Here is a 25,507-nt window from a genome sequence, read left to right on the forward strand (position 1 = left end):
GGCCTCGAAATGAATACCGTCCTGACCGCGCTGTGCGCCATGGGCATCGCCCTGCAATACCTCGACTACTGGACCACGCGCGAGATCATCGAGCGCGGGGGTTATGAGAAAAACAGGATCATCGCCGCCGCAATGAACCGTCTCGGGACGCTGCCTGCGTTGATCCTGTTCAAGTTGATCGGTGTGGCGATGTTCGTGGCGCTCTACGCGGTGGGCGCGGATCATCCGTTCCGCCTGCCATACGGCATTGGGATGATCCGCTGGCCGGAAACCTCCACCGCAGTCGCCGCCATTCTGGTCGGCGGCTATGCCCTGCTGATCCGCCACAACTGGCGCGTCTATCGCCGGATCAATCCGCGCTGACCGCGCCCTAACGGGATTTCCCCGCAACCTGACCTGCCACACCCCGCCCTCGGCGGGCTTTTTCATGGAGACTGAGATATGCCGGCAATTACCCTGTTCAACGCGTTCAAAGAGAGGGCCGTCGAGGACATGAATCTCGGCACCGATCAGTTCGCGATCGCCCTGACCAATACCGCCCCGGTCGTTGGCAACAGCGTGATCGCCGATCTGACACAGATCGCCTACACGAACCTCAGCGCGCGGGCGCTGACCACGGTTTCGTCCGGTCAGACCGCCGGAACCTATGAACTGGTGTTCGCGGACCTGACGCTGACAGCATCGGGCGCGGTCGGTCCGTTCCGCTATGCCGTGATCTACAACGACACGCTGACCGGCGATCCGCTGGTCGGGTTCGTTGACCTGGGTTCGGCGATCACGATGGCGGCGGCCGAGGAGATCACGCTCGATTTCGATGGCGCTGCGATCACGCTGAGCTGATAGGCGCCCGCGATGCCCACCGTCTCGGGTTATACCGGCAGTCCGACGATCGTTCCCGATGTCTCGTTCGCGGGGCTGACGGGAACGAGCTACATCTACACCGGTAACGGGTCTCTGTCGTTCTCGGCTGGTGGTCTGATCCATTACCTGGTTGTCGGCGGCGGCGCGCCTGGTGGTTCTGCCGGCTATGCGGCCGCCGGCGGCGGTGCTGGCGGTGATGTCGTTCCGGGTAGCGACACGGTCGATGCGGGCACGCTGAACATCACCGTCGGGGCGGTGCGGGCTGGCGTCGGGTATTTCGACACCCGGGTGGCTGGCAATCCGTCGACCCTGACCGGCCTGCTGTCCGTCACGGCTTATGGTGGCCAATACGGCGATGGCGGCTTCAGCAACAACCCCGGTGGATCTGGAACCGGCAACGGTGGCGGCGGTGGCAACGGCGGTGCGGGGGGCACATCGAGCAGCGGTGGCAACGGCGGCGGCGGATCGTCGACCGACAACGGTGGTGGCGGCGGCGGTGCTGGCGGAGCTGGTGGAGACGGCTACTATTCAGAGGAGGATGGGTTCGTCGGCGGCCTGGGCGGCCTGGGGGTCAGCAGCGACATCTCGGGCGCATCGGAGGTTTATGGCGAGGGCGGCTGCGGTGCGGCGCGGTGGGGTGCCAGCCGCACCTCTGTCGCAGGAAATGGCGGCTACGGCGGCACGGATGCCGCCCGAGCGGGCGGCGACGGTGCGACTGGCACCGGGGCAGGGGGCGGTGGCGCGTCGTCAGACGATACCCTCGGCGGCGATGGTGCATCCGGCGTGGTCATCGTGTTCGTTCCCGATGCAGGCGGCGGCGGAACGACCGTAGAGGTAACTGGCGCGACCGCGTCATTCGCGGGCGGATCGGTTGCGCCGCTGCTGTCACGCCGCGCCTCTGTGACGGGCGCGGATCTGACGGCTGTGGGTGGCAATGTCGCGCCCCGCCTGCATCGCGTCGTCACGATCTCTGGCGTGACGATTTCGGCGATGCCTGGCGTTGTATCGCCCCGGATTTCACGGCGCGTCGTCGTGACAGGTTCCGATGCTGCGCTTGGCGCCGGGGCGGTGACCTCGGTCAGGTCCAGACGGGCCGTGATCGATGGCGCCGCCATGACCGTGACGGGCGGAAATCTGACGCAGCGCCTGGTCCGGCGGTTCCAGATTACCGGTGCCGAACTGGCATCCACGCCGGGCCAGATGGCGGCGCGGATCGGCCGCGTGGTGCAGATCACAGGCGCGGTGCTTTCCACGTCACCCGGCGCTGTCGGCCTGCGCCGCTCGATGATCGTGGTGGTCACCGGTGCATCGGCTGGTCTGGATGGTGGCTCGGTCAGCCTGCGCACGGCAGGGCGGATCCAGATCACGGGCGCGGCCGTGACGAGCACTGCCGGAACGATCAACGTCCGGCGTCGTATCGTCGTTGCCGGTGCGAGCCTGAATGTGACCCCGGGGGGTGCATCGGCCAGTCGCGGTCGGCGCGTTGTGATCGATGCGGCGACGATCGGAGTAATCCCCGGCGTTGTCACCCCGCGGCTGGCCCGCAGGGCGGTGATCTCCGGGTCGGAGATCGTGATCGCGCCGGGCGTCATTATCCTCCGCGTCGGACAGCGCCGCATCTTCGGTTCCATGGGCGGCGGGCGCGCCGGAACGGTGATCGGCACCGGGGCAGAGGGCAGGCTTATCAATAACCCAGCGAAGGGATCCATTCTATGAGTTCGGTCTATGTCACTAAGCGCGGCGATGTCGGCCGCGCGCTGTTCTGGCGCCTGTCCGCGATTCCGGACGGGCTGGAGGGGGCAACGATCCGGTTCTGCATGCGTGATCAAAGCACCGGCGCATCGGTGATCGACCGCGCCCCGGCCGCCGTTGCTGACGGCACCTATCTGATTGACGGGGATGAGGTCACGTTTGGTCCGTCCGATGGCGTCCTGATCTACGAGTGGCAAGAGGGCGATCTTGCCTCGGCGCGTCGCTGCGTGGCGGAATTCAAGATCGCGGTGCCGGGTGTCGGAGAAATCACCGACCCGAGCGATGGGTTCATCTATGTCGTGATCGGCCGCGATCTCGACCAATGACCCGGGCGTGATCGCCCGGCCGAACGACCAGCGGAGAGCGGAATGAACAAGGAAGACGTGGGATTTTGGAACAGCCTGGTGGTCTGGGCCACGCTGTCGGGCGCCTGGCTGACGGGCGAGACTGGGCGCGTGGTGATCGCCAGCGGATTGGGCGGACTGGCCCGGTGGATCGCCAGCGAGCGCCGCAGGATCCGCGATGGCATCATCGCCATCATCGGGGGCGTGATCACCGGGCAATACCTGTGGCCGCTCGGCCTGCATATCCCGCGCATCGTGGGTGCCGAGGCGTTCCCGGAAACCGACAGCAACATTGCCATGAGCGCGTTCGTCGTCGGCACGATGGGGGTTTCGGCGGTCAAGATCATCACGGCCGTGATCGAGCGCCAGGCGGCCAAATTCACGGGGAGCGATGGCGATGGCAGCGAAGCATAAGTGCGGCCGCGATCCGGTGCGACGGGTGCTGCGCGAAGAGGCACGCACCCTGGCGATCATCGCGGTGATCGTAATCATCTATCTGGGGGCCAAGGCATGGCTATGAGCAGCTATCAAATTCGCATGCTTCAGGCGCGCTGCGCCGCGCTCGGGTTCTGGCCCGGGCCGATCGATGGCAAATACGGCCCGCGCACCCGCGCGGCCGAGGCTGAGGCGCGCGCGGCGCAGAAACGGCGCGGACGGCCGCTCATCCACCCGTCCGGGCTCAGCATTATCCGCTGGCACTGGACCGGCGGGGCGCACACGGCCAATGGGACGGATCGCCGTGCCTATCATCGCCTGTATCAGGGCGACGGCAGCGTGATCGCGGCCCACCCGCTGACTGCGCATCTGGCCCACACGCGCTATGCCAATGACGGTGCGATCGGGCAATCGCTCTGCGCGATGCGGGAGGCTGTCGAGCGGCCGTTCGATGCCGGGCGGTCGCCGATCACCGAGGTGCAGCTGGATGCGATGCTGATCGACAGCGCACGGTTCGCGCTCGAATACGACATCCCGGTGTCGATCTGGTCGACGCACAGCCACGCCGAGGTGCAGCCGACGCTAGGGATCGCGCAGCGCCAGAAGTGGGATATCTGCTGGCTGCCCGGCATGTCCCGGCCCGGCGATCCGATCGAGGTGGGCAACATGCTGCGCGACATGCTGCGCTCCAAGCTGAGGGCGATGGCATGAGCCTGTTCTGGACCGTGGTCGCAATTCTGGCCGCCGGCGCCGCCGGGGTCGTGATCGGCATCGTGGCGGTGGCGCTGCTGATCCATGCCGGGCTGCGCCGTCGATGACCCGCGGCCTGCTGATTTTTGCGCTGCTGGCAGCCCTTGGCCTCGGGGGGCTGTCGTGGCACCTGAAATCGCGCAATGCCCGGCTGTCGGCCGCCCTGACGGCCGCTGAGGCGCAGGTGGCGTCCTATGCCAAGACGGCAGAGATCCACGCCGCACATATCAAGCGGATGGCGGCCGAGGCCGAGGCCTGGGTCGCCATCGAGCATGACCTGAAATCCATGGAGGACCGCGATGCGCCGCTGTCTGATCATCTGCGCCGGGCTGCTGGCCGGCTGTGGCCCTGACCCTGCGCCGGATCTGCATATCCCGCCTGATCTACTCCAGCCGGTGGCGGGTTGGACCGGCCCGACGCCGCAGACTGAGGGCCAGCTGATCGATGCCGCCGCCGCCGAAAGGCGCGGCCGACAGCGCGCGAATGCGCAGCTCGGGGCGATTGCGGAGATCGTGGAAGCCAAAGCGAGGTGATGCGCCCGGCCCCCACGATTGTGGCAGTGATGCAGGGCCGTCACCCCGCCGCGCCGAACAGGATCAGCCGCGCGCGGGCCGGTTTGAGGCTGAGTTCGACGTGCTTACGGCGCTGGCGCGGTCGAGACCTTCCCGTCTAACGCGTTTGCCCGCCAGCTTTCCCCGTCATCAGGAATTCCCGATCTTCCCTTCGGTGGGCAGTTCCCTTGACAGGGTGATGTTGAAAATACACGTTAAGGTTGTGTTTAAGTTCACTTTAATGCACATTGTAGATGAATCGTTAAGCAGGAAGGACGTTTGGATGTCGTCAGTGAACATCTTTCCAACCGAGATCGCGCTGCAGCGGGATACGGCGGTAAAACGCTCGTGGTTCCACCTGTTCAGTGATGTTTTCGTGCTACTGGCTGCAGGCCTGTGCTTCGCATGCTGCGGTCTGTGTGACCTGTGCTCGCAGGTTCGCCGCTTCATCCGGGTCCGAGGCTGTTCTGGGGACCAGATGCTTGGTGCCAAGGCGTTTGACAGGAGCATTCCTGCACGCTCCCGCCAGTTCCAGCCGCTTCATCGGTCCTGAGCTGCCGCTGGGGTCCTTGATTGGCAGCGATACCCTATCCCCGAAATTTGCAATTCGGGCCGATACGCCGCACTGTGCCGAGTAATCGTTGACCGGATCCGGTCACCCTCCCGGGCACAGGTTTTCGCAAGGCACGCCGTCATTGTCGCGATCCAGCCGCCCGCCCCAAGAGCAGTTCCGGTATAGCCAATAGGCCTCCTCGCAGCTGCGTATCGTTTTCGAGCAGGTCTTTTTCGGGCTGCAAGAATATGACGATGCCAGCCGTAGGTCATCGGCATCGCCAAGGCCTGCAAGAGCCGACATCATCCCGGTTGACGCGACTGCGATCAGGGTCGCAAATCCACCCATCACGACCTTCCCTTATTGCTTCCTCTGCGCCCGTCGCCAGTCCCACGGCATAGCGAACTCGGCCGCCCAAATACCGCGGCCGGCGGCGCGCGCCTCTCCCTCGACTGCCACATAATCCCGGCCATACTGCCGGTAGGCCACCGCCCAGCCGTTCCGCACGAGCCAGGCATTGAGATCGGCCCCACCCTGACGACAGACCGCCACGGCCCGGCCGTAGCGGTCGACATCGCGGACTTCGCAGGAAACAGGAGAGCGGCCGATCCGGTCGGCCAGTGCCCGCGCCGCATCACGCCCGCAGTTCCACGTCCGACCGTCGGGAAGCGTGCAGCGCTGGCGGCTCTCGATCGCGTCGACGGCGTGCAGCCTGATCCGCTGGCCGTGGATTTCGATCGTGTCGCCATCGATCACCGAGGCCGTCCCCGCGATCGTCTGGGCAGAGTGGGCCGCCGCGGGCGCAAGCATCGTGAAGATCAGGAAAGCAATCAGTCTGGTCATACAACCAAAGTTGCACGGTTTCGGGGGAACGGCAAGCTCGCCTGGTGTCGCATCCAGTTCGGATAGACCAGGGCCGCATGAGAAAGGGGGCCGAGACCGGCCCCCACGATTGTGTTAGTGATGCAGGGCCGTCACCCCGCCGCGCCGAGCAGGATCAGCCCGAGCGCGATCAGAGACAGGGCGACAGACACCCACGCCATTCGCTTCGTCATGCTTCCTCCTTTCCATTGCCCCAAGGGCGGAGGCCCGCCGCAACCGCAGCCATGGCAAGCGCCATCGACCTCTTGACCGGAACGTCTTCACCGGCAGCCGCTTGCCGCATCATCACCTCGGCCGAGGTGCGGGCGCACCCAACGGCCCGGACAATGTCGGCGGCATAACGAATGCCCGCCTCGTCCATCCAGTCTTGAAACTCTTGCGCGGTCACGGAAAGCCTCCTATGTTTGGAGAGTTGCCAGCCCCGGTGCAACGGGGCTGGCTCTCCTTCCTATCACCAGTGGTGGATCATGTTGATCGCAAGGGCCACCACGGTGATGATCTGGAGGATGATCGCGACGTGTTGGATTTTCATCGCTTTTTCCTCCTGTGCGGGGAGGGCCAATCCCTCCCCCTCAGCACATAAATAGTATGCTTATTTTTGCGCACTTTTGCAATAGGAAAAGTTACGCATTGCGTGTTTTTATTTGGGGGCCGAACCGCCGATGACGCCAGATGATTTCAGGGGCGCGCGCCAGAAACTCGGCCTCGATCAGGCGCAGGCGGCACGGGTGCTCGGCTATGGTGCGCCTCAACGGATTTCGGAAATCGAAAGCGGAAAGCGGTCACCGTCCGACGCGGTCGTGCGGCTCATGCGCGCATATCTGGCCGGGTATCGGCCAGATGACTGGCCTGAATAGGCCGAGGCGTCACTGATCAAGCGCCGCTTGATTATGGCGGCCAATCCCGCCGATAAATGAAGCATGGATGATCAATCGATCTGGACGATGCGGCCCTGCGTCATCGGCGGCCAGACCGCGCCCGGCGATGTCGTCGTGCTGCGGCGCGGGCAGTCCGTTGGCCGCGTGGTGCCGGCGCCGCACATTCCCGGAACCCTCCCCTATGATTGGTCGACCTGGACCTACCCGGCCGATAACGGCAAGGCCAATGACATCGAGGATGCTCTGGCCCAGCTGCGCGCCGCGATCCGGCGCCGGTGGCCCGACGATGTCGGCCGGGTGCCGATCGCATCCGAGATGGGGAGGTCCTGATGTGCGGGCGCTTCGTTGACCCGAACCTGCGCGGGACGGAATTCGAGCTGTCCGAGATCAAGATCAACCCGATCCCCAGGCGCTTCAACGTCAAGCCGACGCAGGACGTGCTGATCTTTGCCAAGGATCCGCTCGAGGCGATGATGGCGCGCTGGTGGCTGATCCCGTCTTGGTTCAAGGGCGACGACCCAAAGGACTGGAAGGCCACCACCTTCAACGCCCGGATCGAAGAGGCGAAGGACAAGCCTACCTTTCGTCAGGTCTGGCGCCATGGGCGCTGCCTGATCCCGGCCGGCGGCTATTACGAGTGGACCGGCACGGCGGGGCAGAAACAGCCGCATTTCATCGGCTCGGCCGGGAATGAGGAGACGTTGTGGTTCGCCGGGCTGGCCTCTCGCTGGCGCGATACCCTGACCTGCACCATCATGACCCGGGCCGCGACGGCCGATGTTTCGGCCGTGCATACCCGGATGCCGGTTATTCTGGACGCGGCCGAGCGGGAGGCCTGGCTGTCCGGGACCGACGAGACCGCAGACCTCGGCGCGGGCGCCCGCCTGCGGCACTATCCCGTGGCGCGGTTCGGGATCGCAGATGACGGGCCGCAGCTGATCGAGGAGGCGCTAGACTGACCTTATCGGCCTCCGGCGTGGGCGGGGCGACAATCGCGACTAGTTAGATCGTGTAAATGTGCACAGCCGCGCGAATTCCGCAACCTGAGGCGCGCGGCGGCTGGAAGGGCTGAGTGAAGAGGGTAAACCTACTTCGGGTTGCTCTTCGCTTTCTTAAGCTGACTGCATTACAGCATTTCTCTAAGCATCAGATCAAACGTCGGGCTAAAGAGCTTGGGGACATGAAACAGCGGAATCTTCAGGCGAAGCGCGATTTCGTAGTCGTCAATCTTCACATCGGTGCGCTCTGCGGCAAACTCTCGCCGTTTGGCCTCCGGGCACAAAAGGGCCAATGCGCGCCAGACAGCCGTAGCTTCTGAGACCCACTGAAGAGACCGATCATTGATCGGCCCTTGGCTCGCAAACTCGCCAAGCAGATTGTCAAACGCCTCGGCAGATGCGGTACGACCCTCATCGGCATCGAATATGTGCGTCAGCTCCTTGACGTACACAAACCTGTCCCAACATGTGTTTAGGCCCCGCTCTGTGACGATGATATGGCAGCCAAGCTGTTGGACTAACTGATGTTCAGTGTTCGTCGGTGTTAGCCAGAGACCGCGCGAAACACCGAGATCCGCGCCTGTACGAACATGCGCAATTTTGTTGACGCCTGTTATAGAAACAGCTTTATCCCGCAACACGTTGCGGGATACATACTGCTTTCCAGTTTCGTATACTTCTACCGTTTGCGCGAAGTCGTACAGGTCACGATAGGGCACAAATCCCTCTTAACTTGCGGATTAGTCTTCATACTGTTCCACAAGTTCATAGTCCCCGGCCTCAATCTGGGCAAGGACCTTGTTGATCTGCTCTGCAAACTGTTCCTTCGACACGTCACGGGACGTTCCAGGATACATCTTGAAGTCAGACACAGCAAGACCGTCCGCCCCGTAGAGGCGGTTCTGGGCCAGCGTGAGTTGGTTAGCCATTCCGATTCCCTCTCAGTTAAGACGGGACGCCTGCGCGACCCGATAGCTACATGTTGACACGCGTTGCACTTATCCACAGATACATGGCAGATTTAGGGCAAGGTTGTGAACATTGCTCTTGACTGCCGCAGACTCAGTACCGCGCGTGCGGTTTCCCATGACTTTCCCTTACACTTGTCCGCCTCACTTAGACAAGAGAAACCGTTGGATTCGCCCCTCAAAACGGCAACTTTCCTCATGTCAAGATTAAATTTCGGTTGACGCCGTGTTCGGTCTCAGACCTGTCAGTACATAGTTCCGCAGGGCAACATAGCAACCTCTGACCACAGCCTTGTGAAGCACAACGTCGCTCCGATGCACGGTAGTGGCAAGCTGCAAGCCCTCCATATGTGATCCCCTACAATCGCTTGCAAGAAGCCTGCCATATCGGCCTCCGTGGTCAGTTGGTCTGGGGCGGCGGCAGGCGCAGGGGCCCGTCCGTCGATGTGATCGCGTGACCACTCACTGATTTCCGATTCGTTTCCGTTTCGTCCAGGTGAGCAAAATTGAGCAAGGCTTTGCGCTGCCTCAATTCCACCTGATTCAAAATCCTCCGCCGCAAGGCGTGCGAGTTCGAGTCTCGCCTCGGGCACCAGCTTTCTCTGACAAGGATGTGCCGTGCCGGTCATGAAAAACCCGGCACCTGCGGGGTGCCGGGCGGTGATGCGGTGCCTTTCGGGCGCCGGTTCAGGGGCCGAAGAGCACGCCGGGCAGCCACAGCGCGATCTGCGGGAAGATCACCACCAGCGCCAGCCCGAGAACCTGCAACAAGACGAAGGGCAGGGCGGCCATGTAGATGTCGTTGATGCTGACCTCGCGCGGGGCGACCGAGCGCATGTAGAACAGGTTGTAGCCGAAGGGCGGCGTCAGATAGGCTGACTGCATCGACAGCACGAACAGCACCGCGAACCATGTCGTGTCGAAGCCCAGATCGCGCACGATCGGCACGAAGATCGGCACCGTAATGAAGATGATGGCGAAATCGTCCAGGAACATGCCCAGCAGGAAATAAACCGCCAGCATGGCCACGATCACGGCCATCGGGGCCACGTCGAAATCCTCGATCAGCTCGCCCACCACGGCGCCTGCGCCAAGGCCGACATAGATCTTCGAGAAGAACACCGCCGCAAGCGCGATCCACATCAGCATGCCCATCAGCTTGGTCGTCGACAGCATGACGTATTTCAGCATCGGCCAGTCCACCTTGCCGCGCAGCGCCGCGATCAGAAGCGCGCCGAAGGCGCCGATCGCCGAGGCCTCGGACGGAGAGGTGATGCCGCCGATGATGCAGCCCAGAACCGTCGAGACCAGAAGCCCCGGCGCGATCAGGTGGCGCAGCGCCTTCAGCTTTTCGATCCCCGAGACTCGCTCTTCCGGCGGGGCGGGCGGCCCCATGGCGGGGCGCAGGCCGCAACGAAGAAGGATATAGCCGATATAGATCCCCGCCAGCATCAGCCCCGGCACAACACCCGCGGCAAAAAGCTTGCCCACGGAATCGCGCGACAGGAAGGCATAGATGATCATCAGCACCGAGGGCGGGATCAGAAAGCCAAGCGCGCCGCCCGCCATGATCGTGCCAGTGACGAGGCGCTTGTCATAGCCACGCTTCAGCATCGAGGGCAGGGCGATGATGCCAAGCGATACCGTTGCCGCGCCCGACACCCCGGCCATCGCCGCGATAAGCGCGCAGATCAGCACCGTGCCCACCCCAAGCCCGCCGGGCAATCCGCCCATCAGCTTGTGGATCATGGAAAACAGATCGTCAGTGATCCCCGACCGCTCCAGCACCAGCCCCATGAAGATGAAAAGCGGAAGCGAGACGAGAAGGAAGTTGTCCATGGCCCCGAAGGCCGAGGCGACCAGAAGGTCGAGCCCGCCGGGGCCGAACATCATATAGGCCGCGCCCATGCCGGAAATCATCAGCGCGAAAGCCAGCGGCGCCCCAAGGATCATCAACACCAGCATCGAGGCGAACATGATCGCGGTGATCGTCATCGGATCAAGATCAGACATATGTGTCTCCTGTCTGGCGCGGCTGCGCCGTCAGGTCAGAAGGGGAAAGGCTCAGTCCTGCGGCGCGAGCATGTCTTCGGATGCCCCCGCCAGGCGCAGAAGCGCGCGCAGGAACTCGGCCAGCACCTGAAGCATCAGCAGGCCGACCGCCACGGGCACCACGGTCTTGAACGGGTAAAGCGGCGGCTGCCAGGTCGAGCGCGACGAGAATTCCCTTGCCGCCCAAGAGGTTGCGGCGAAATCCCAGGCCATGCGCAGGAACACGAACAAGACCAGAAGCGTCAGCCCGAAGACGATCACGTCGCACAGCGCGCGGATGCGCGGCGGAAACAGCGCATAGACCACCTCGGAGCGCACATGCCCCTGATGGCGCAGCGTGTAGCTGCCCGCGAGGATGCAGAAACTGCCGTAAAGCATGGTCGACAGCTCATGCGCCCAGATCGTCGGGGCGTTCAGGAAGTAGCGCGCGCAAATCTCCCAGATGAGAACGCCGACCATCACCAGCGTCAGCCACGAGATGGCCCGCCCGACATGGTCGGACAGGCCATCCTGTGCCACGAAATACCGGGCAAGCCAGCTCACTTCAGGCGGCCCTGCGCCTTGGCGTTCTCGACCAGCAGCCCGATGGCCTGGGCGTTGCGCTCGGACTTGTCGGCCTCTTCCTGCCAGACGGTCTGCGCGGCCTCGGTCAGGCGGGCGGAGTCTTCCGCGGGCAGGGTGGCGAAGGTGAAGATGCCGCCATCGCCCGCATCCTTGATCGCGCCGTTGCCGTCTTCCAGCCAGGCGTGGATGTCGGCGGCATATTGGTCGATCGCCTCTTGCAGGATGGCGCGGTGTTCCTCCGACAGGCCGTCCCAGACGGCAGGGTTGGCGATGATCGTATCGGTCCAGCCGGGGTTGAGCATGTTCAGGAAGGTGTAGTTCTTCGCCACTTCATGCAGCTTGAGCTGTTCGTATTCCACCGGGCCGCCATAGATCGCGCCGTCGATCACGCCGGTCGACAGCCCGATATACAACTCTTGCGCGGGCAGGTAGACGGTAGGGATGTCAAAGGCTTGCAGGACCTTCGCAACCTGGCCGGTGGCGCGGATCTTCATGGATTTCAGGTCGTCCAGGCCGGTGACCGGCGCCTTGGTCAGCAGGTCGTAATCCGAGCCGTAGCCGCGCCCGATGAACTTCGCGCCCTTTTCGGCATAGGCTGCGTCAAGCATGCTCAGGAAGGCGTCGCTTTCGAGGATCGCCGCTGCCTCGTCCTTCGAGGTCCAGAAGCCCGGAAGCCCGGCCTCGATATTGCCGATGTCGATCATGCCGGGCCAGTAGCTGCCCACGCCATAGGCCACGTCGATCGAGCCCTTGGCGATCGCGTCCACGAACTGGTCCGAGGCAACCAGCTCGCCCCCGCGGAAATACTGGATGCGCAGCGTGCCGCCGGATTTCTCTTTCACGGTTTCCTTGAACTTCTCGGCGATATCGTCGATTTCGGTGCCGTAGAAGGTGTGAAAGCGGATGCGCGTGGTGTCGGCCTGCGCGGCCGTGCCCAGCATCAGCGCGGCCGCAAGGCCGGTGGCGATGCGCCCGAATGTGCGTTTGGTGATCATGATCTCTCTCCCCTTCAGACATGAGGGGGCCGTGGCCCGGCAACGCCGTGCCGGGCTTGCCCGCCCATGCGATCAAGCAGCGCAATGTGAAGTGCTGCGCAAATTGTCGAACACAGCATCGAAAGGGGCGAGGCCCCATCGAAACCCGTCGAAAACCTCCTCGATTTCCGTAACGTCTTCGTAGTTGCGCTTTGAATATTGCGCAACATGATTCGGTATTGTTGTGCAATATTTTGCGCAAAATGAGTGGAATTCACGAATCCATCGGGCGAATCCCTGCGCAGATCACAGGTATGGTGGAGAGCAGGCCGAGACCACCGTCGCCTCGCGGTCGCTGATATTGCGGAAGCGGTGCGGTTGGGTCGAGTTGAACAGGTAGCTGTCGCCGGCCTTCAGGATCGCGGTCTGATCGCCCACCGTCACCTCGATCTCGCCCGCGATCACGATGCCGCCTTCGCTGGCGACATGCTCCAGCATGGTTTCGCCGGTATCGGCGCCGGGCTCGTAGCGTTCATAGAGGATTTGCAGGTTGTGCGCCTTGGCGTCGCCCACCTGTTGCAGGGTCATGCGCCCCTGCGGCCCTTCAAGCGCGCTGTAAATCCTTGAAGTCAGGTCGCGCAGGTCGCCCGGCTTGAAGAACACGGCCGAGTTGGCGGGGCTGTCGGGCTCGAAGAACTCGGACATGGTGACATTCAGCCCGCCAAGGATCTTGCGCAGCGAGGCCACCGAGGGGCTGGAGCGGTTCGTCTCGATCATCGAGATCTGGCCATGCGGCACATCCGAAAGCTCGGCCAGGCGGCGCTGTGACAGGCCTGCCTCGATGCGCATCGTCTTCAGTCGTGTGCCTACGTCGAAATCCTGCATGGTGCCTCCTGCGATCCTGCCAAAGATAGGGTCGCTTGCATGTTTGCGCAACGATCAGGAATCACTTGCTCAAAATATTGAGCGCGGTTAGAGGTGGAATATCCATGCAGGAGCCGCACCATGACAAAGAATGCCGATCTGTCCGCCCGTAAATCCGCCGCAGTCGCGCGCGGTGTCGCCACGCGCGGGATCTATGCCACCCGCGCCGAGAATGCCGAACTGTGGGATGCCGACGGGCGCCGGTTCCTCGATTTCGCCGCCGGGATCGCCGTGAACAATACCGGCCATCGCCATCCCCGCCTGATGGCCGCGATCGCCGAACAGGCGCAGGCCTTCACCCATACCTGCTTTCACGTCGCGCCCTATGAAAGCTATGTCGCGCTTGCCGAACGGCTGAATGCCGCGACGCCCGGCGATTTCGCCAAGAAGACCATGCTGGTCACCACCGGCGCCGAGGCGGTCGAGAATGCGATCAAGATGGCGCGCGCGCATACCGGGCGTTCGGGGATCGTGGCGTTTTCGGGGGCGTTCCACGGCCGCACGCTTCTGGGCATGGCGCTGACCGGCAAGGTCGCGCCCTACAAGAAGGGCTTTGGCGCCATGCCGCCCGAGATTGCCCATGCGCCCTTCCCGAACCCGCTGCACGGAATCACGGAAGAAGAGGCGCTGCGCCATCTTGACCGCATCTTCGCCTCGTCGGTCGACCCCGAGCGCGTGGCCGCGATGATCATCGAGCCGGTGCAGGGCGAGGGCGGTTTCACCATCGCGCCCAAGGGCTTTTTGCAGCGGCTGCGCGAGATCTGCGACCAGCACGGCATCGTCATGATCCTGGACGAGGTGCAGGCCGGGATGGCGCGCACCGGGCGCATGTTCGGCTGCGAACATGCCGGCGTGGTGCCCGACCTGATCACGATGGCCAAGGGTCTGGCCGGGGGCTTTCCGCTCTCGGCCGTCACTGGCCGCGCCGAGATCGTCGATGCGCCCAATCCCGGCGGCGTGGGCGGCACCTATGCCGGCAACCCGCTGGCGGTTGCGGCGGCCCATGCCGTTCTTGACGTGATCGCAGAGGAAAAGCTGTGTGCGCGCGCCGATGAGATCGGCGAGAAGATCCGCGCCCGGCTGAACGCGATCGCCGCGCGGCAGGGGATGGAGTGCATCGGTGAGGTGCGCGGCCTTGGCGCGATGAACGCGTTCGAGCTGGTCACCGACCGGGCCGGAAATGCCCCCGACGCGGCCCTGACCACCGCCATCGTGGCCGAGGCCGAGGCGCGCGGGCTGATCCTTCTGTCCTGCGGCACACGCTACAACGTCATCCGGCTGCTGCCGCCGCTGACCATCCCGATGGACCAGCTGGATGAGGCGCTGGACATCATCGAGGCGTCGATCGAGGCGGCGGTGATGAAACAGGCGGCCTGAGCCCCCCGCACCCCTGAACGCCAATCGCCCGCGCCGGCCCCTCCGGCGCGCGGCCCCGCCATGCCCCGGAGGAGACCATGACCAAGCCGCATCTGAACCTTATCGCCGGGCAATGGTGTCCGGGCGAGACCGCCACGATGAACCGCAACCCCTCTGACCTGTCCGACGAGATCGGGCTTTATGCCGCCGGAGGGGCGGAGGATGTCGCGCGTGCGGCGGCGGCCGCGGCCGAGGCACTTGCGGGCTGGAACGAGGCCGGTCCGCAGCCGCGCGCCGACCTTCTGGACCGCGTGGCAGCGCTGATCGAGGCGCGCGCCACCGAAATCGGCACGATGCTGGCGCGCGAAGAGGGCAAGATCCTGCCCGAAGCCATCGCCGAGACGCGCCGCGCCGCGCAGGTCTTCCGCTTTTTCGCGGGCGAGGCGTTGCGCATCCCCGGCCAGGCGCTTGCCTCGGTGCGGGCGGGGGTGGATATCGAGATCACGCGCGAACCCGTGGGGGTGGTGGGGCTGATCACGCCCTGGAACTTTCCCATCGCGATCCCCGCCTGGAAGATCGCGCCCGCGCTTGCCTATGGCAATACGGTGGTCTTCAAGCCGGCCGACCTGACGCCGGGCACCGCCCATCTTCTGGCGCGCATCCTTCATGAGGCGGGCTGCCCGCCGGGGGTGTTCAACCTTGTGATGGGGGCGGGAAGCCGCGTCGGCGCGGCGATGCTGGACGCGCCGCTGATCGACGCGATCTCGTTCACCGGCTCGGTCCCGACCGGGCGGATGCTCGCGCGCAAGGCCGCCGAGGGCATGAAGAAGGTGCAGCTGGAGATGGGCGGCAAGAACCCGATGGTGGTTCTGGACGATGCCGACCTGCCCACCGCCGTCGCGGCCTGCCTCAACGGGGCGTTCTTCTCGACCGGGCAGCGTTGCACGGCCTCGTCGCGGTTGATCGTGCAGGCGGGCATCCACGACGCCTTCGTGGCCGAACTTGCGCGCCAGGCGGCGGCGCTTCGGGTCGGCCCCGCGCTTGATGCGGCCAGCCAGGTCGGCCCGGTGGCCAGCCTGTCGCAGCTTGAGGGCAACCTGGATTACGTCCGCCTTGCCGCCGAAGAGGGCTGCGAGGTCGTCGGAGGAGAGCGCCTGAACGGCCCGACCGAGGGGTATTTCCAGCGCCCGGCGCTGTTCGTGAACGCGCGCCCCGCGATGCGCGTCAGCCGCGAAGAGATCTTCGGGCCCTGCGCCGCGGTCATCAGGGTTGCGGATTTTGACGAGGCGCTTGCCGTGGCGAACGATACAGACTTCGGCCTGTCCGCCGGGATCTGCACCGCCTCGCTGAAACATGCGCGCACCTTCCGGCGGCGGGCGCAGGCGGGGATGGTGATGGTCAACCTGCCCACGGCGGGGGTGGATTACCACGTCCCCTTCGGCGGGCGAAAGGGGTCAAGCTACGGGCCGCGCGAACAGGGTAGCTACGCGGCCGAGTTCTACACGGTGGTGAAAACCGCCTACAGCTTCGCGGGCTGAGCCATGGACCTGATCCTGACCGTCAACCCCGGCACCACGACGACGCGCGTGGGCCTGTTTGCCCCGCAAGGCGCCACCGTCCGCCCCGTGCATGAAGACACCATCGAGCATGACGAGGCCGTCATGGCCGGCTTTGCGAGCATCGCAAGCCAGCTTGAGTATCGCGCTGCCTGCCTTCAGGGATTTCTGGAAGACAGGCTGGCGGGCGGCCGGCTGGTCGCCGTGGCGGGACGGGGCGGGATGCTGTCGCCCGTGCCCGCGGGAGTGATTGCCGTCAATCCCGAACTGGTGGCCTTCGCGCTGCACACGCCGCGCCATCATCACGCCTCGAACCTTGGCGCGCCGCTGGCCGATGCGGTGGCCGCGCGCGCCGGCTGCCCGGCCTATATCGTCGATCCGGTCAGCGTGGATGAGCTGCCGGCCGTGGCGCGGATTTCGGGCTGCCCCGAGATCGCGCGGTTCTCCTTCGTGCATGCGCTGAACATCCGCGCCTGCGGGCGGCGCCTCGCGCAAGAGCTGGGCCGGCCGTTCGGGGATCTCGATGCCGTCGTGGCGCATATGGGGGCGGGGTTCTCCATCGCCGCGCTGAAGGGCGGGCGGATCGTGGACAGTACCAACCGGATGGAAAATTCTCCCTTCACGCCGGAGCGTTCGGGCGGGTTGCCGCCCATTCCGCTGATCGAGCTGTGCTATTCGGGGAAATACGAAAAGGCCGACCTGATGAAGCGGCTTTACGGGCAGGGCGGGGTCTTCGCCTATCTGGGCACCAAGGACATCCGCAAGGCCGAGGCGATGGCCGCGGCGGGCGATGCGCGCGCCGCGCTGGTGCTGGATGCGATGGTCTATCAGACGGCCAAGGCGATCGGGGCCATGGCGGCGGTGCTGGACTTCCGCCCCGCCGCCATCGTGCTGACCGGGGGCATCGCGCAATCCGCCCGCATCAGCGCCGATCTGTCGGCGCGCTGCGGGGCGCTTGCGCCGGTCCGGGTCTATCCGGGGTCGGATGAATCGCGGGCCCTGGCCGAGGGCGCGGCCCGCGCGCTGTGCGGCGCCGAGCCGCCGATGCACTGGCCCGTCGCGCCGCAGGCCGGGGCGGTGCCGGCATGGTGATCCGCAATTTTCAGACGCTGCGCCGGGCCATGGCCGCCCGCGCGCCGCTGCACCTGGCGGTGGCGGGGGGCGGTGATGGCGCGGTGATCGCGGGCGTCGTCGCGGGGTTCGAGGCCGGGCTGGTCGCCTCGGCCGTGATCTCGGGGCAGGGCGATGCGATCCGCGCGGCGCTGCCGCAGGGGCTGCGCGACCGGGTGCGCCTCCTGCCTGCCGATACGCCCGAGGCCTGCGCCCGCGCCGCCGTGGCCGAACTGCGCGCGGGCCGCGCGCAGGTGTTGATGAAGGGCCATGTCGACAGCGCGGCCTATTTGCGCGCCGTGGTGGACCGCGACACCGGCATTCGCGGCGCGGGCGTTCTGTCGAACCTGACGCTGGCCGAAATGCCCTCGGTTCCGCGGCTGATCGGGGCCACCGATAACGGGATCGTCCCCGCTCCGACGCTGGAGCAGAAACGCGCGATCCTGCGCAATGCGCTGCCGCTGTTTCGCGGGCTGGGGCTGGAGCAGGTCCGCGTGGCCGCCATCGCCGCCTCGGAGAAGGTGTCCGAGCGTCAGCCTGCAACGGTGGATGCCGCCGCCCTTGCCGCCGAGGCGCGGGCAGGCGCGCTGCCGGGGCTGATCGTCGATGGCCCCTTCGGCTATGACGTGGCGCTCAGCGCCGATGCGGCGCGCGCCAAGGGGCTTGGCGCGTCGCCCGTTGCGGGGCAGGCCGACCTGATCCTGTTTCCCAATATCGAATCCGCCAATGCCACCGCCAAGGCCTGGAAGCTGCACGGGCAGGCGCAGACCGGCAGCCTCGTGCTGGGGGCGACGGCGCCGGTCCTGCTCAACTCCCGCGCGGACGGGCCGGAGCGGCGGGTGATCGGGCTGGTGATGGCGCAATGCGTGCTGGCGGGACAGGAGGCGCAGGCATGAGTATCGAGACTGTGGGGATTGTGGGTGCGGGTCAGATGGGCAACGGGATCGCGCATGTCTTCGCGCTTGCGGGGTTCGAGGTGCTGATGACCGATATCAGCCAGGACAGCCTGGACAAGGCGCTTGAGCTGATCGACCGCAACCTGGAACGCCAGGTCTCGCGCGGGAAGATCCCGGCTGCGGACAAGGCCGCCACGCTGGGGCGCATTTCCACGACGCTCAAGCTGACCGATCTGGGCCGCTGCGATCTGATCATCGAGGCCGCGACCGAGCGCGAGACCGTCAAGCAGGCGATCTTCGAGGATCTGCTGCCGCATCTGAAGCCCGAGACGATCCTGACCTCGAACACCTCGTCGATCTCGATCACGCGGCTGGCCTCGCGCACCGACCGGCCCGAGAAATTCATGGGCTTCCATTTCATGAACCCCGTGCCGGTGATGCAGCTGGTGGAACTGATCCGCGGCATCGCCACCGACGAGGCGACCTACAAGGCACTTCTGGCGGTGGTGGAGAAGATCGGCAAGACCGCGGCAAGCGCCGAGGATTTCCCCGCCTTCATCGTCAACCGCATCCTGATGCCGATGATCAACGAGGCGGTCTACACGCTTTACGAGGGGGTGGGCAACGTGCGCTCGATCGACGAGTTGATGAAGCTGGGCGCGAACCACCCGATGGGGCCCTTGGAGCTGGCCGATTTCATCGGGCTCGACACCTGCCTTGCCATCATGAACGTGCTGCATGACGGGCTGGCCGATACCAAGTATCGCCCCTGTCCGCTCTTGACAAAATATGTCGAGGCGGGCTGGCTGGGACGCAAGAGCGGACGCGGCTTCTACGACTATCGCGGCGAAATCCCCGTCCCCACACGGTGATCGGCGCCCCGGATGCCCCGCGAAAGGGGCGAATGATCACCAGGATTTCTTCAGGAAAAGGTGCAGGAAATGTCCAATCTCTCGTTTCGTGAATCCGTCGATGTGATGTTCCGCCGCGCGGCGGCGCTTCTGGACCTGTCGCCCGGTCTGGAAGAGAAGATCCGGGTCTGCAACTCGACCTATACGGTGCGCTTCGGGGTGCGGCTGCGCGGCCAGATCCAGACCTTCACCGGCTATCGCTCGGTTCATTCCGAGCATATGGAGCCGGTGAAGGGCGGCATCCGCTATGCCACGGGCGTCAACCAGGATGAGGTCGAGGCGCTTGCCGCCCTGATGACCTATAAATGCGCGCTGGTGGAAACGCCCTTCGGCGGCTCCAAGGGCGGGCTGTGCATCGACCCGCGCGAATGGGAACCACATGAGCTTGAGCAGATCACCCGCCGCTTCACCTACGAACTGGCCAAGCGCGGCCTGATCAGCCCGAGCCAGAACGTGCCCGCCCCCGACATGGGCACGGGCGAGCGCGAGATGGCCTGGATGGCCGACCAGTATGCGCGCATGTTCACCACCGACATCAACGCCCATGCCTGCGTAACCGGCAAGCCGCTGAACGCGGGCGGCATCGTCGGCCGGGTCGAGGCCACGGGGCGCGGCGTGCAATATGCCCTGCGCGAGTTTTTCCGCCACCCCGAGGATACCGCGCGCGCCGGGCTTTCGGGCGGTCTGGAGGGCAAGCGCATCGTGGTGCAGGGGCTGGGCAATGTGGGCAGCCATGCCGCGCGCTTCCTGTCCGAGGAGGATGGCGCGAAGGTGATCTGCGTGATCGAGCGCGACGGCGCGATCAGCAACCCCGACGGGCTGGATATCGAGGCGCTCGGCGCGCATCTGCGGGCCACCGGGGGCGTGTCGGGCTTTGCGGGCGGCACCCATTCGGTCGATGGCGCGGCCGCGCTCGAAACGCCATGCGACGTGCTGATCCCGGCCGCGATGGAAGGGGTGATCCATGACGGGAATGCCGCGCGCATTGACGCCCGGCTGATCGTCGAAGCCGCGAACGGCCCCGTCACCGCCGAGGCCGACCAGATCCTGCGCGAACGCGGCATCGTCATCATTCCGGATCTTTTCGCCAATGCGGGCGGTGTGACCGTGTCCTATTTCGAATGGGTCAAGAACCTGTCGCACATCCCCTTCGGCCGCATGCAGCGCCGCCACGAAGAGGCGCGCAGCCTGATGCTGGTGAACGAGCTGGAGCGGCTTTCGGCCGACAAGGGGCTGGGCTGGACGCTTTCGCCCAGCTTCAAGAGCGATTTCCTGCGCGGCGCGTCCGAGCTGGAGCTGGTGCGCTCGGGTCTCGATGACACGATGCGCGCGGCCTATCAGTCGATGCGCGCGGTCTGGCATGACGATCCGCGCGTGTCCGACCTGCGCACCGCGGCCTATTGCATCGCCGTGGGCCGGGTGGCCGATGCCTATCGTTCGAAAGGGTTGTGACGGCGGGCGCGGTGCAACAACGGCAGGGGCGATGATCGCAAGGTCATCGCCCCTGCCGTGACCTCAGAGGCCCAGCTTGTCGCGCAGCGCATACCACCACGATCCGATCACCGAATAGGGCACGCGCAGCGCCCGCCCGCCGGGGAAGGGATACCAGGGCAGGGCGGCGAAGACATCGAAACGCGCAAGATCGCCGTCGATCGCCTCGGACAGGATGCGCCCGAATGTGTGCGAGCCCGTCACCCCGTGGCCGCTATAGCCGTGGGCGAAATAGGTATTCGCCCCGATTCGGCCCATCTGCGGCACGCGGCTGAAGGAAAGCGCGAAGTTCCCGCTCCAGGCATAGTCCACGCGGACGGATTTCAGCTGCGGGAACACCTTGTCCATGTTGCGCCGCAGCTTGGCCTCGATATCGCGCGGATCGGCGCCGCCATAGACGGTGCCACCGCCGAACAGCAGCCGCTTGTCGGCGGAAAGCCTGTAGTAATCAAGGATATAGCGCACGTCCTCGATGCAGCCGTCATTGGGGATCAGCGTATGGGCCAGCTCTTCGCCCAGGGGCTCGGTCGCCATGACCTGCGTGGAGACGGGCATCACCCGCGGCGCAAGATCGGGCACGACATTGCCAAGATAGGCATTGCCGCACAGCACCAGCGTCTTGCAGGTGATCTGCCCCGCCGCGGTGCGCACCACCGGCTGCGCCGCCGCGGTATCGACCGAGGTCACGGGCGACATCTCGTGGATCACGCCACCAAGGGTTTCGAAGGCCGCTGCCTCGCCCAGGGCAAGGTTCAGCGGGTGGATATGCCCGCCGGTATAGTCGATCAGCCCCCCGGCATAGAGGTCGGAATTGACGTGCTTGCGCAGCTGGTCACGGTCCAGAAGCTCCTGGTTGGTGATGCCGTAGCTGGCCCAGAGCGCGCGCCGCGCCTCCAGCTCGCGCATATGCGCGCCGGTCAGGCCGACGAAGACGTTGGTCTCTTTCAGGTCGCAGCGGATGTCATAGGTGGCGATGCGTTCGCGGATGATCTGCCCGCCTTCCTGCACCATGCCCGCGACGAAGCTGGCCGTGTCCTGACCGTAGCGCCGCGCGATGGTCTGGAGGCTGGCGTTCAGCCCGTTGACGATCTGCCCGCCATTGCGCCCCGAGGCGCCCCAGCCGACGCGCGCGCCCTCAAGGATGACGACCTTGTGGCCCTTTTCCGCCAGATGCAGCGCGGTCGACAGCCCGCTATAGCCCGCGCCGACCACGCAGATATCGGCCGTCACATGGCCCGCAAGCGGCGGGCGTTCGGGCGCGGGATTGGCGCTTGCGGCGTAATAGCTGGCGGTGTGCCGGCCGTCTCCGGCATAGGATGTGCTGGCTGCGTTCATCAGACCGTCTCCAGATAGCTGTGATATTCGAATTCGGTGACCTGCCGGGTAAAGCGGAATTGTTCCTGGCGCTTGCAATCCACCAGCATGCGTTGCAGGCGCGGCGAATAGATCGAACGGACATGCTTGCCCGAGCGGAACGCCTCGATCGCCGAGGCCCAGTCCAGCGGCAGGTGCGGCAGTTCCTTGGCCTGCGTATAGGCGTCACCGGCCAGCGGCTCGGCCGGTTCCCATTCCTGCTCGATCCCCAGAAGCGCACCGCCAAGGATACTGGCCAGCACGAGGTAGGGGTTGGCATCCGCGCCCGCCACGCGATGCTCGATCCGCCGGGCCTTGTGATGGCCGCCCGGAATGCGCACCGCGACGGTGCGGTTCTCATAGCCCCAGGCCACGCTGGAGGGCGCGTGCATCCCCGGCAAGAGCCTGCGGAACGAGTTTTCGTGCGGCGCGAAGACCAGCGCGTTCTCCTGCATCGTGTTCAGAAGGCCCGCGACGGCATGCAGCATCAGCGGCGTTCCGGCCTCTCCGCCATCGTCGAAGACGTTGTTGCCGGCGGCGTCCTCAAGCGAAAAATGCACATGAAAGCCGCTGCCCGAGCGGTGGCCATAGGGCTTGGCCATAAAGGTGGCGGCAAAGCCGTGCTGGCGCGCGATGCCGCGCACGAGGCGCTTGAACAGCACCGCGTCATCGGCCGCGCGCAGCGCATCGCCCACATGGCGCATGTTGATCTCGAACTGGCCCGCGCCGTTCTCGGAAATCGCGCTGTCGGCGGGAATGCCCTGCGCGTGGCAGGCGGCATAGACATCGTTGAGGAACTCGTCGAAATGCTCAAGCTCGTCCAGCGACAGCGCGCCATCGGTGTCCAGCCGCCGCCCGGTGACGGGCGAGAGGGGCGGCTGCGGGATCGGCTCGCTCGGGTCCACGAGGTAGAATTCCAGCTCGGTCGCCACCACCGGGGTCAGGCCGCGCGCGGCGTATTTCTGCACGATATTGTCCAGCGCGTGGCGCGGATCGCCAAGGAAGGGCGTGCCGTCATCGCCAAAAAGCCACAGCGGGATCAGTGCCGTGGGGCGCGAGGTCCAGTTGATCGGCACGATGCCGCGCCCGGTATGGCGGCAGATGCCGTCCGCGTCGCCGGTCTCGAAGACCAGCGCGCTGACCTCGATATCCTCGCCCCAGATATCAAGCCCGGCCAGCGACAGCGGCATGCGGATGCTGCCGTCAAGGATCTTGTCGGCCTGTTCCACGTCCACGCGCTTGCCGCGCAGCGTGCCGTTGAGGTCGCAGATGCAGGCAAAGACATTCTCGATGTCGTCCTGCTGGCGCAGCCATTCAAGGGGATCATGTTCCTGCATTGCACCCTCGGGTCTTGATTTTGTGATACCAATTAGGCAAATATGATCATGAATAGGCGCAAGTCAACTGATCTCTGTCAGGCGGGCCGCGCCAGCCGCAGCAAGGATGGGCCGCCGATGACCGACATTCCCGCCCTCCCGCAGGTGCCGCTGCCCCCCGGCGCGACCGAACAGGAAAACGTCTATCGGCGGCTGCGCGCCGCGATCATGACGGGCGCGCTTGCGCCCGAAACCGTGCTGACCATCCGAGGCCTGGCCGCGGCGCTTGCATGCAGCCCGACGCCGGTCCGCGAGGCCGTCCGGCGGCTGAGCACCGAGTTTGCGATCGAGGTTCTGGGCAACCGCCGGATGCGGGTGCCCGCGATGACGCCCGCGCGGTTCGAAGAGGTGCTGAGCCTGCGCATCGCGCTGGAAAGCCATGCCGCGGAGCGCGCCTTGCCCTATATTTCAGATGTCATCATCGCAGAGGTCGCGGCGATCGACAGGCAGATGGACGGGGCCCTTGCGCAGGGGGATCAGGCGCGGCTGACCGTCCTGAACCACGATTTCCACCGCCGCATCTATGGCGCGAACCCGCATCAGGCCGCGATGCCGATGATCGAGAGCATCTGGCTGCAACTCGGCCCGTTCCAGCGTCAGGTGATCGAGAATGGCCTGGAATTCTATCTTGTCGACCGCCACAAGGAGATCATCCGGGCGCTGCGCGCCCGCGATCCCGTTGCCCTTGCCATCGCCATCGAGGCCGACATCCGCGACGGCATCTACCGCTCGGGGCGGCAGTTCCTGCAACGGCGCGCGACGGGCGGGGCTGCAGCCGTCATTTTGTGATACCATTCTGACGGCCGGGCAAGGTCGGCGGCGGGGGGGCGACGGCCTCTGCCCCCGCTCCGGCCAGTTCCGCCCGGCATGTCGGGCAGCGTCCGGCATGGGCGCGCGGAATGGCGCCCCGGCAGCGGGGGCAGGTCGCATGGATGCGCCCGGTTTCGGTGCCGCAGCGCGGGCAGGTTCCGGCGGCGGCACCGGGCAGCCGGGCGTGGCATGCGGGGCAGAAGGACGGGGCCGCGCGCCTCATCGTTCGGGGCCGTCATCTGCGGCGGGCTCCACACGCAGCACGCTCAGCGTCTTGCGCTGATGGTCGCGGGTATCCCACTGGAAGCTTGCGCCCTCGGCCAGGCCGAGAAGCGCGGTGCCGATCGGCGTCATGACCGAAATCCGCCCGCGGGTGATGTCGGCATCCTCGGGGAAGACAAGCGTGACGGTCTGTTCCTGCCCGGTCGCTTCGTTGCGGTAGCGCACGCGGCTGCCGATGCTCACCACATTCGCGGGCAGCTTGTGGGCGGGCACGATCCGCGCGCGGCCGATCTCTTCCAGCAGACGCTCGGCAAGGGCGGGGTTGCGGTGCATCGTGCCGTCGACCAGGGCTTCGAGATGGGCCAGCGTGGCGTCCGAGATGATGACGGCGGGGCGGCGGGCGGTGCCGCGCTTTTTCACGGTGGGTTGGTTCATGACAGTTTCCTTCGAATGTGAAATCGGGTTGGGGCGGGGCCTTGGTCAAGGGGTGCCACGCCCTCGGGGTGCGGCGCGGCCTTCAGCAGCGCCAGCGTGACGGTGCTGCCATCGGGGCGGGGCAGGCTGGCGCGCTGCCGCGGGTGCATCCCGATCAGCGTGGCGCCCAGAAGCGAGGCGAGGGGGATCGTGCGGCTGTCCGAAAGCCCGCCGCCATGGCGCAGCACGCCCCGCCGGGCGCCGCCGCCCGCGATCATGTAGCTGACCCAGCCGTTCACGCGGGCGGTGCTGTCCAGCTCATGCTCTTCCGCGTGCTCGGCGATGCGCAGCTTGTCGCGCAGGATGCCGGCGACCTGCCGCGCCGGGGGCGCGCCGTCGCAATGGCGCAGCAGCGTGCGGATCAGCGCGCGGTCGGCCGCGCCGAGCCTTGGGATCTGCGGGATCGGGGTGCCGCCTTGCGGGCGGTGGGGATGCGATGGCGGAAGACTGGACATGACGAAAAACT

31 protein-coding genes are annotated in these 25,507 nt (G+C 65.6%); 18 read left to right on the top strand and 13 right to left on the bottom strand.

Translation table 11 applies throughout. The features are described from left to right. Positions 1 to 9 precede the first annotated feature (9 nt). The 8 genes from AC4PTO_RS07345 to AC4PTO_RS07380 all read left to right on the top strand — a co-directional run bounded on the left by AC4PTO_RS07345 (position 10) and on the right by AC4PTO_RS07380 (position 4,494). Positions 10 to 363: a hypothetical protein gene (locus AC4PTO_RS07345; protein WP_492733080.1), complete on the top strand. Its 354-nt coding sequence runs from the start codon at positions 10 to 12 to the stop codon at positions 361 to 363. Between the two features lie 78 nt (positions 364 to 441). Next, a complete protein-coding gene (locus AC4PTO_RS07350) occupies positions 442 to 840 on the top strand; it encodes a hypothetical protein (protein WP_492733081.1) in 399 nt (132 codons plus the stop codon). 12 nt (positions 841 to 852) lie between these two features. Further along, on the top strand, positions 853 to 2,577 hold the full coding sequence (locus AC4PTO_RS07355) for a glycine-rich domain-containing protein (protein ID WP_492733082.1): 1,725 nt from the start codon (positions 853 to 855) through the stop codon (positions 2,575 to 2,577). After that, the gene (locus AC4PTO_RS07360) at positions 2,574 to 2,939 is read left to right on the top strand and encodes a hypothetical protein (protein WP_492733083.1); all 366 of its coding nucleotides are present in this window, start codon (positions 2,574 to 2,576) and stop codon (positions 2,937 to 2,939) included. The genes AC4PTO_RS07355 and AC4PTO_RS07360 overlap by 4 nt, the downstream gene beginning before the upstream one ends. A gap of 42 nt (positions 2,940 to 2,981) precedes the next feature. Then, entirely contained in the window at positions 2,982 to 3,371 is a 390-nt protein-coding gene (locus AC4PTO_RS07365) for a hypothetical protein (protein ID WP_492733084.1), read from the top strand. Beyond that, positions 3,355 to 3,477, top strand: a complete 123-nt coding sequence (locus tag AC4PTO_RS07370; RefSeq protein WP_492733085.1) for a hypothetical protein — start codon at positions 3,355 to 3,357, stop codon at positions 3,475 to 3,477. Before AC4PTO_RS07365 ends, AC4PTO_RS07370 begins: the two co-directional genes overlap by 17 nt. Further along, on the top strand, positions 3,474 to 4,103 hold the full coding sequence (locus AC4PTO_RS07375) for a peptidoglycan-binding domain-containing protein (protein ID WP_492733086.1): 630 nt from the start codon (positions 3,474 to 3,476) through the stop codon (positions 4,101 to 4,103). Before AC4PTO_RS07370 ends, AC4PTO_RS07375 begins: the two co-directional genes overlap by 4 nt. 103 nt (positions 4,104 to 4,206) lie before the next feature. After that, the gene (locus tag AC4PTO_RS07380; RefSeq protein WP_492733087.1) at positions 4,207 to 4,494 is read left to right on the top strand and encodes a hypothetical protein; all 288 of its coding nucleotides are present in this window, start codon (positions 4,207 to 4,209) and stop codon (positions 4,492 to 4,494) included. A gap of 854 nt (positions 4,495 to 5,348) precedes the next feature. Here the strand turns inward: AC4PTO_RS07380 and AC4PTO_RS07385 are convergent. The 3 genes from AC4PTO_RS07385 to AC4PTO_RS07395 all read right to left on the bottom strand — a co-directional run bounded on the left by AC4PTO_RS07385 (position 5,349) and on the right by AC4PTO_RS07395 (position 6,516). Continuing rightward, complete coding sequence (locus AC4PTO_RS07385; RefSeq protein WP_492733088.1) at positions 5,349 to 5,594, bottom strand: excalibur calcium-binding domain-containing protein; 246 nt, start codon at positions 5,592 to 5,594, stop codon at positions 5,349 to 5,351. 12 nt (positions 5,595 to 5,606) lie between these two features. After that, positions 5,607 to 6,089, bottom strand: a complete 483-nt coding sequence (locus AC4PTO_RS07390; protein WP_492733089.1) for a thermonuclease family protein — start codon at positions 6,087 to 6,089, stop codon at positions 5,607 to 5,609. Positions 6,090 to 6,297: 208 nt separating this feature from the next. Then, positions 6,298 to 6,516 (bottom strand): hypothetical protein, encoded by a 219-nt coding sequence (locus AC4PTO_RS07395; RefSeq protein ID WP_492728126.1) that lies wholly within the window; start codon positions 6,514 to 6,516, stop codon positions 6,298 to 6,300. Positions 6,517 to 6,790: 274 nt separating this feature from the next. On the opposite strand from AC4PTO_RS07395, the gene AC4PTO_RS07400 reads away from it, so the two are divergent. The 3 genes from AC4PTO_RS07400 to AC4PTO_RS07410 all read left to right on the top strand — a co-directional run bounded on the left by AC4PTO_RS07400 (position 6,791) and on the right by AC4PTO_RS07410 (position 7,965). After that, on the top strand, positions 6,791 to 6,985 hold the full coding sequence (locus AC4PTO_RS07400; RefSeq protein ID WP_492733090.1) for a helix-turn-helix domain-containing protein: 195 nt from the start codon (positions 6,791 to 6,793) through the stop codon (positions 6,983 to 6,985). 63 nt (positions 6,986 to 7,048) lie between these two features. Beyond that, on the top strand, positions 7,049 to 7,336 hold the full coding sequence (locus tag AC4PTO_RS07405) for a hypothetical protein (RefSeq protein ID WP_492733091.1): 288 nt from the start codon (positions 7,049 to 7,051) through the stop codon (positions 7,334 to 7,336). After that, positions 7,336 to 7,965 (top strand): SOS response-associated peptidase, encoded by a 630-nt coding sequence (locus AC4PTO_RS07410; RefSeq protein WP_492733092.1) that lies wholly within the window; start codon positions 7,336 to 7,338, stop codon positions 7,963 to 7,965. Before AC4PTO_RS07405 ends, AC4PTO_RS07410 begins: the two co-directional genes overlap by 1 nt. A 167-nt stretch (positions 7,966 to 8,132) precedes the next feature. Here the strand turns inward: AC4PTO_RS07410 and AC4PTO_RS07415 are convergent, their stop codons facing one another. From AC4PTO_RS07415 to AC4PTO_RS07440, 6 genes are all read right to left on the bottom strand, one after another. Continuing rightward, positions 8,133 to 8,723 carry a hypothetical protein gene (locus AC4PTO_RS07415; protein WP_492733093.1) on the bottom strand — a complete coding sequence of 197 codons (591 nt, stop codon included), beginning with the start codon at positions 8,721 to 8,723 and terminating at the stop codon, positions 8,133 to 8,135. 21 nt (positions 8,724 to 8,744) lie between these two features. Further along, the gene (locus AC4PTO_RS07420) at positions 8,745 to 8,933 is read right to left on the bottom strand and encodes a hypothetical protein (protein WP_492733094.1); all 189 of its coding nucleotides are present in this window, start codon (positions 8,931 to 8,933) and stop codon (positions 8,745 to 8,747) included. 726 nt (positions 8,934 to 9,659) lie between these two features. Then, entirely contained in the window at positions 9,660 to 10,985 is a 1,326-nt protein-coding gene (locus AC4PTO_RS07425) for a TRAP transporter large permease (protein ID WP_492733095.1), read from the bottom strand. A 51-nt stretch (positions 10,986 to 11,036) separates the two neighbouring features. After that, positions 11,037 to 11,567: a TRAP transporter small permease subunit gene (locus AC4PTO_RS07430; protein WP_492733096.1), complete on the bottom strand. Its 531-nt coding sequence runs from the start codon at positions 11,565 to 11,567 to the stop codon at positions 11,037 to 11,039. After that, a complete protein-coding gene (gene dctP / locus AC4PTO_RS07435) occupies positions 11,564 to 12,583 on the bottom strand; it encodes a TRAP transporter substrate-binding protein DctP (RefSeq protein ID WP_492733097.1) in 1,020 nt (339 codons plus the stop codon). Before dctP ends, AC4PTO_RS07430 begins: the two co-directional genes overlap by 4 nt. A 285-nt stretch (positions 12,584 to 12,868) precedes the next feature. Further along, the gene (locus AC4PTO_RS07440; protein ID WP_492733098.1) at positions 12,869 to 13,447 is read right to left on the bottom strand and encodes a cupin domain-containing protein; all 579 of its coding nucleotides are present in this window, start codon (positions 13,445 to 13,447) and stop codon (positions 12,869 to 12,871) included. A 120-nt stretch (positions 13,448 to 13,567) separates the two neighbouring features. Between AC4PTO_RS07440 and gabT the strand changes: the two genes are divergently transcribed. The 6 genes from gabT to AC4PTO_RS07470 all read left to right on the top strand — a co-directional run bounded on the left by gabT (position 13,568) and on the right by AC4PTO_RS07470 (position 20,767). Then, complete coding sequence (gabT, locus tag AC4PTO_RS07445; RefSeq protein WP_492733099.1) at positions 13,568 to 14,863, top strand: 4-aminobutyrate--2-oxoglutarate transaminase; 1,296 nt, start codon at positions 13,568 to 13,570, stop codon at positions 14,861 to 14,863. A gap of 77 nt (positions 14,864 to 14,940) precedes the next feature. Continuing rightward, positions 14,941 to 16,380, top strand: coding sequence for an aldehyde dehydrogenase family protein (locus tag AC4PTO_RS07450; RefSeq protein ID WP_492733100.1), 1,440 nt, complete (start codon positions 14,941 to 14,943; stop codon positions 16,378 to 16,380). Between the two features lie 3 nt (positions 16,381 to 16,383). Then, a complete protein-coding gene (gene buk, locus AC4PTO_RS07455) occupies positions 16,384 to 17,490 on the top strand; it encodes a butyrate kinase (protein WP_492733101.1) in 1,107 nt (368 codons plus the stop codon). After that, complete coding sequence (locus AC4PTO_RS07460) at positions 17,484 to 18,404, top strand: phosphate acyltransferase (protein ID WP_492733102.1); 921 nt, start codon at positions 17,484 to 17,486, stop codon at positions 18,402 to 18,404. Before buk ends, AC4PTO_RS07460 begins: the two co-directional genes overlap by 7 nt. Further along, on the top strand, positions 18,401 to 19,276 hold the full coding sequence (locus AC4PTO_RS07465) for a 3-hydroxybutyryl-CoA dehydrogenase (protein ID WP_492733103.1): 876 nt from the start codon (positions 18,401 to 18,403) through the stop codon (positions 19,274 to 19,276). The genes AC4PTO_RS07460 and AC4PTO_RS07465 overlap by 4 nt, the downstream gene beginning before the upstream one ends. Positions 19,277 to 19,345: 69 nt before the next feature. After that, positions 19,346 to 20,767, top strand: a complete 1,422-nt coding sequence (locus AC4PTO_RS07470; RefSeq protein WP_492733104.1) for a Glu/Leu/Phe/Val family dehydrogenase — start codon at positions 19,346 to 19,348, stop codon at positions 20,765 to 20,767. A gap of 63 nt (positions 20,768 to 20,830) precedes the next feature. On the opposite strand, the gene AC4PTO_RS07475 is transcribed toward AC4PTO_RS07470, so the two are convergent. Continuing rightward, positions 20,831 to 22,141 (bottom strand): NAD(P)/FAD-dependent oxidoreductase, encoded by a 1,311-nt coding sequence (locus AC4PTO_RS07475; RefSeq protein WP_492733105.1) that lies wholly within the window; start codon positions 22,139 to 22,141, stop codon positions 20,831 to 20,833. Then, entirely contained in the window at positions 22,141 to 23,496 is a 1,356-nt protein-coding gene (locus AC4PTO_RS07480; RefSeq protein WP_492733106.1) for a glutamine synthetase family protein, read from the bottom strand. Before AC4PTO_RS07480 ends, AC4PTO_RS07475 begins: the two co-directional genes overlap by 1 nt. Positions 23,497 to 23,613: 117 nt before the next feature. Here AC4PTO_RS07480 and AC4PTO_RS07485 point away from each other — a divergent pair, with 117 nt between their 5' ends. Next, on the top strand, positions 23,614 to 24,324 hold the full coding sequence (locus AC4PTO_RS07485) for a GntR family transcriptional regulator (RefSeq protein ID WP_492733107.1): 711 nt from the start codon (positions 23,614 to 23,616) through the stop codon (positions 24,322 to 24,324). 240 nt (positions 24,325 to 24,564) lie between these two features. On the opposite strand, the gene rnk is transcribed toward AC4PTO_RS07485, so the two are convergent. Further along, positions 24,565 to 25,002, bottom strand: coding sequence for a nucleoside diphosphate kinase regulator (gene rnk, locus AC4PTO_RS07490; protein ID WP_492733108.1), 438 nt, complete (start codon positions 25,000 to 25,002; stop codon positions 24,565 to 24,567). Then, positions 24,999 to 25,496, bottom strand: a complete 498-nt coding sequence (locus AC4PTO_RS07495; protein ID WP_492733109.1) for a hypothetical protein — start codon at positions 25,494 to 25,496, stop codon at positions 24,999 to 25,001. The genes rnk and AC4PTO_RS07495 overlap by 4 nt, the downstream gene beginning before the upstream one ends. Between the last annotated feature and the right edge of the window lie 11 nt (positions 25,497 to 25,507).

The organism is Rhodobacter maritimus (assembly GCF_058747975.1).

Coding starts and splice junctions, on each gene's coding strand:
- AC4PTO_RS07475 (WP_492733105.1), bottom strand. CDS start 22,141: ATGAACGCAGCCAGCACATCCTATGCCGGAGACGGCCGGCACACCGCC.
- AC4PTO_RS07375 (WP_492733086.1), top strand. CDS start 3,474: ATGAGCAGCTATCAAATTCGCATGCTTCAGGCGCGCTGCGCCGCGCTC.
- buk (WP_492733101.1), top strand. CDS start 16,384: ATGGACCTGATCCTGACCGTCAACCCCGGCACCACGACGACGCGCGTG.
- AC4PTO_RS07460 (WP_492733102.1), top strand. CDS start 17,484: ATGGTGATCCGCAATTTTCAGACGCTGCGCCGGGCCATGGCCGCCCGC.
- dctP (WP_492733097.1), bottom strand. CDS start 12,583: ATGATCACCAAACGCACATTCGGGCGCATCGCCACCGGCCTTGCGGCC.
- AC4PTO_RS07425 (WP_492733095.1), bottom strand. CDS start 10,985: ATGTCTGATCTTGATCCGATGACGATCACCGCGATCATGTTCGCCTCG.
- gabT (WP_492733099.1), top strand. CDS start 13,568: ATGACAAAGAATGCCGATCTGTCCGCCCGTAAATCCGCCGCAGTCGCG.
- rnk (WP_492733108.1), bottom strand. CDS start 25,002: ATGAACCAACCCACCGTGAAAAAGCGCGGCACCGCCCGCCGCCCCGCC.
- AC4PTO_RS07450 (WP_492733100.1), top strand. CDS start 14,941: ATGACCAAGCCGCATCTGAACCTTATCGCCGGGCAATGGTGTCCGGGC.
- AC4PTO_RS07470 (WP_492733104.1), top strand. CDS start 19,346: ATGTCCAATCTCTCGTTTCGTGAATCCGTCGATGTGATGTTCCGCCGC.
- AC4PTO_RS07390 (WP_492733089.1), bottom strand. CDS start 6,089: ATGACCAGACTGATTGCTTTCCTGATCTTCACGATGCTTGCGCCCGCG.
- AC4PTO_RS07465 (WP_492733103.1), top strand. CDS start 18,401: ATGAGTATCGAGACTGTGGGGATTGTGGGTGCGGGTCAGATGGGCAAC.
- AC4PTO_RS07420 (WP_492733094.1), bottom strand. CDS start 8,933: ATGGCTAACCAACTCACGCTGGCCCAGAACCGCCTCTACGGGGCGGAC.
- AC4PTO_RS07480 (WP_492733106.1), bottom strand. CDS start 23,496: ATGCAGGAACATGATCCCCTTGAATGGCTGCGCCAGCAGGACGACATC.
- AC4PTO_RS07495 (WP_492733109.1), bottom strand. CDS start 25,496: ATGTCCAGTCTTCCGCCATCGCATCCCCACCGCCCGCAAGGCGGCACC.
- AC4PTO_RS07360 (WP_492733083.1), top strand. CDS start 2,574: ATGAGTTCGGTCTATGTCACTAAGCGCGGCGATGTCGGCCGCGCGCTG.
- AC4PTO_RS07355 (WP_492733082.1), top strand. CDS start 853: ATGCCCACCGTCTCGGGTTATACCGGCAGTCCGACGATCGTTCCCGAT.
- AC4PTO_RS07405 (WP_492733091.1), top strand. CDS start 7,049: ATGGATGATCAATCGATCTGGACGATGCGGCCCTGCGTCATCGGCGGC.
- AC4PTO_RS07370 (WP_492733085.1), top strand. CDS start 3,355: ATGGCAGCGAAGCATAAGTGCGGCCGCGATCCGGTGCGACGGGTGCTG.
- AC4PTO_RS07410 (WP_492733092.1), top strand. CDS start 7,336: ATGTGCGGGCGCTTCGTTGACCCGAACCTGCGCGGGACGGAATTCGAG.
- AC4PTO_RS07440 (WP_492733098.1), bottom strand. CDS start 13,447: ATGCAGGATTTCGACGTAGGCACACGACTGAAGACGATGCGCATCGAG.
- AC4PTO_RS07485 (WP_492733107.1), top strand. CDS start 23,614: ATGACCGACATTCCCGCCCTCCCGCAGGTGCCGCTGCCCCCCGGCGCG.
- AC4PTO_RS07380 (WP_492733087.1), top strand. CDS start 4,207: ATGACCCGCGGCCTGCTGATTTTTGCGCTGCTGGCAGCCCTTGGCCTC.
- AC4PTO_RS07365 (WP_492733084.1), top strand. CDS start 2,982: ATGAACAAGGAAGACGTGGGATTTTGGAACAGCCTGGTGGTCTGGGCC.
- AC4PTO_RS07400 (WP_492733090.1), top strand. CDS start 6,791: ATGACGCCAGATGATTTCAGGGGCGCGCGCCAGAAACTCGGCCTCGAT.
- AC4PTO_RS07345 (WP_492733080.1), top strand. CDS start 10: ATGAATACCGTCCTGACCGCGCTGTGCGCCATGGGCATCGCCCTGCAA.
- AC4PTO_RS07350 (WP_492733081.1), top strand. CDS start 442: ATGCCGGCAATTACCCTGTTCAACGCGTTCAAAGAGAGGGCCGTCGAG.
- AC4PTO_RS07385 (WP_492733088.1), bottom strand. CDS start 5,594: ATGGGTGGATTTGCGACCCTGATCGCAGTCGCGTCAACCGGGATGATG.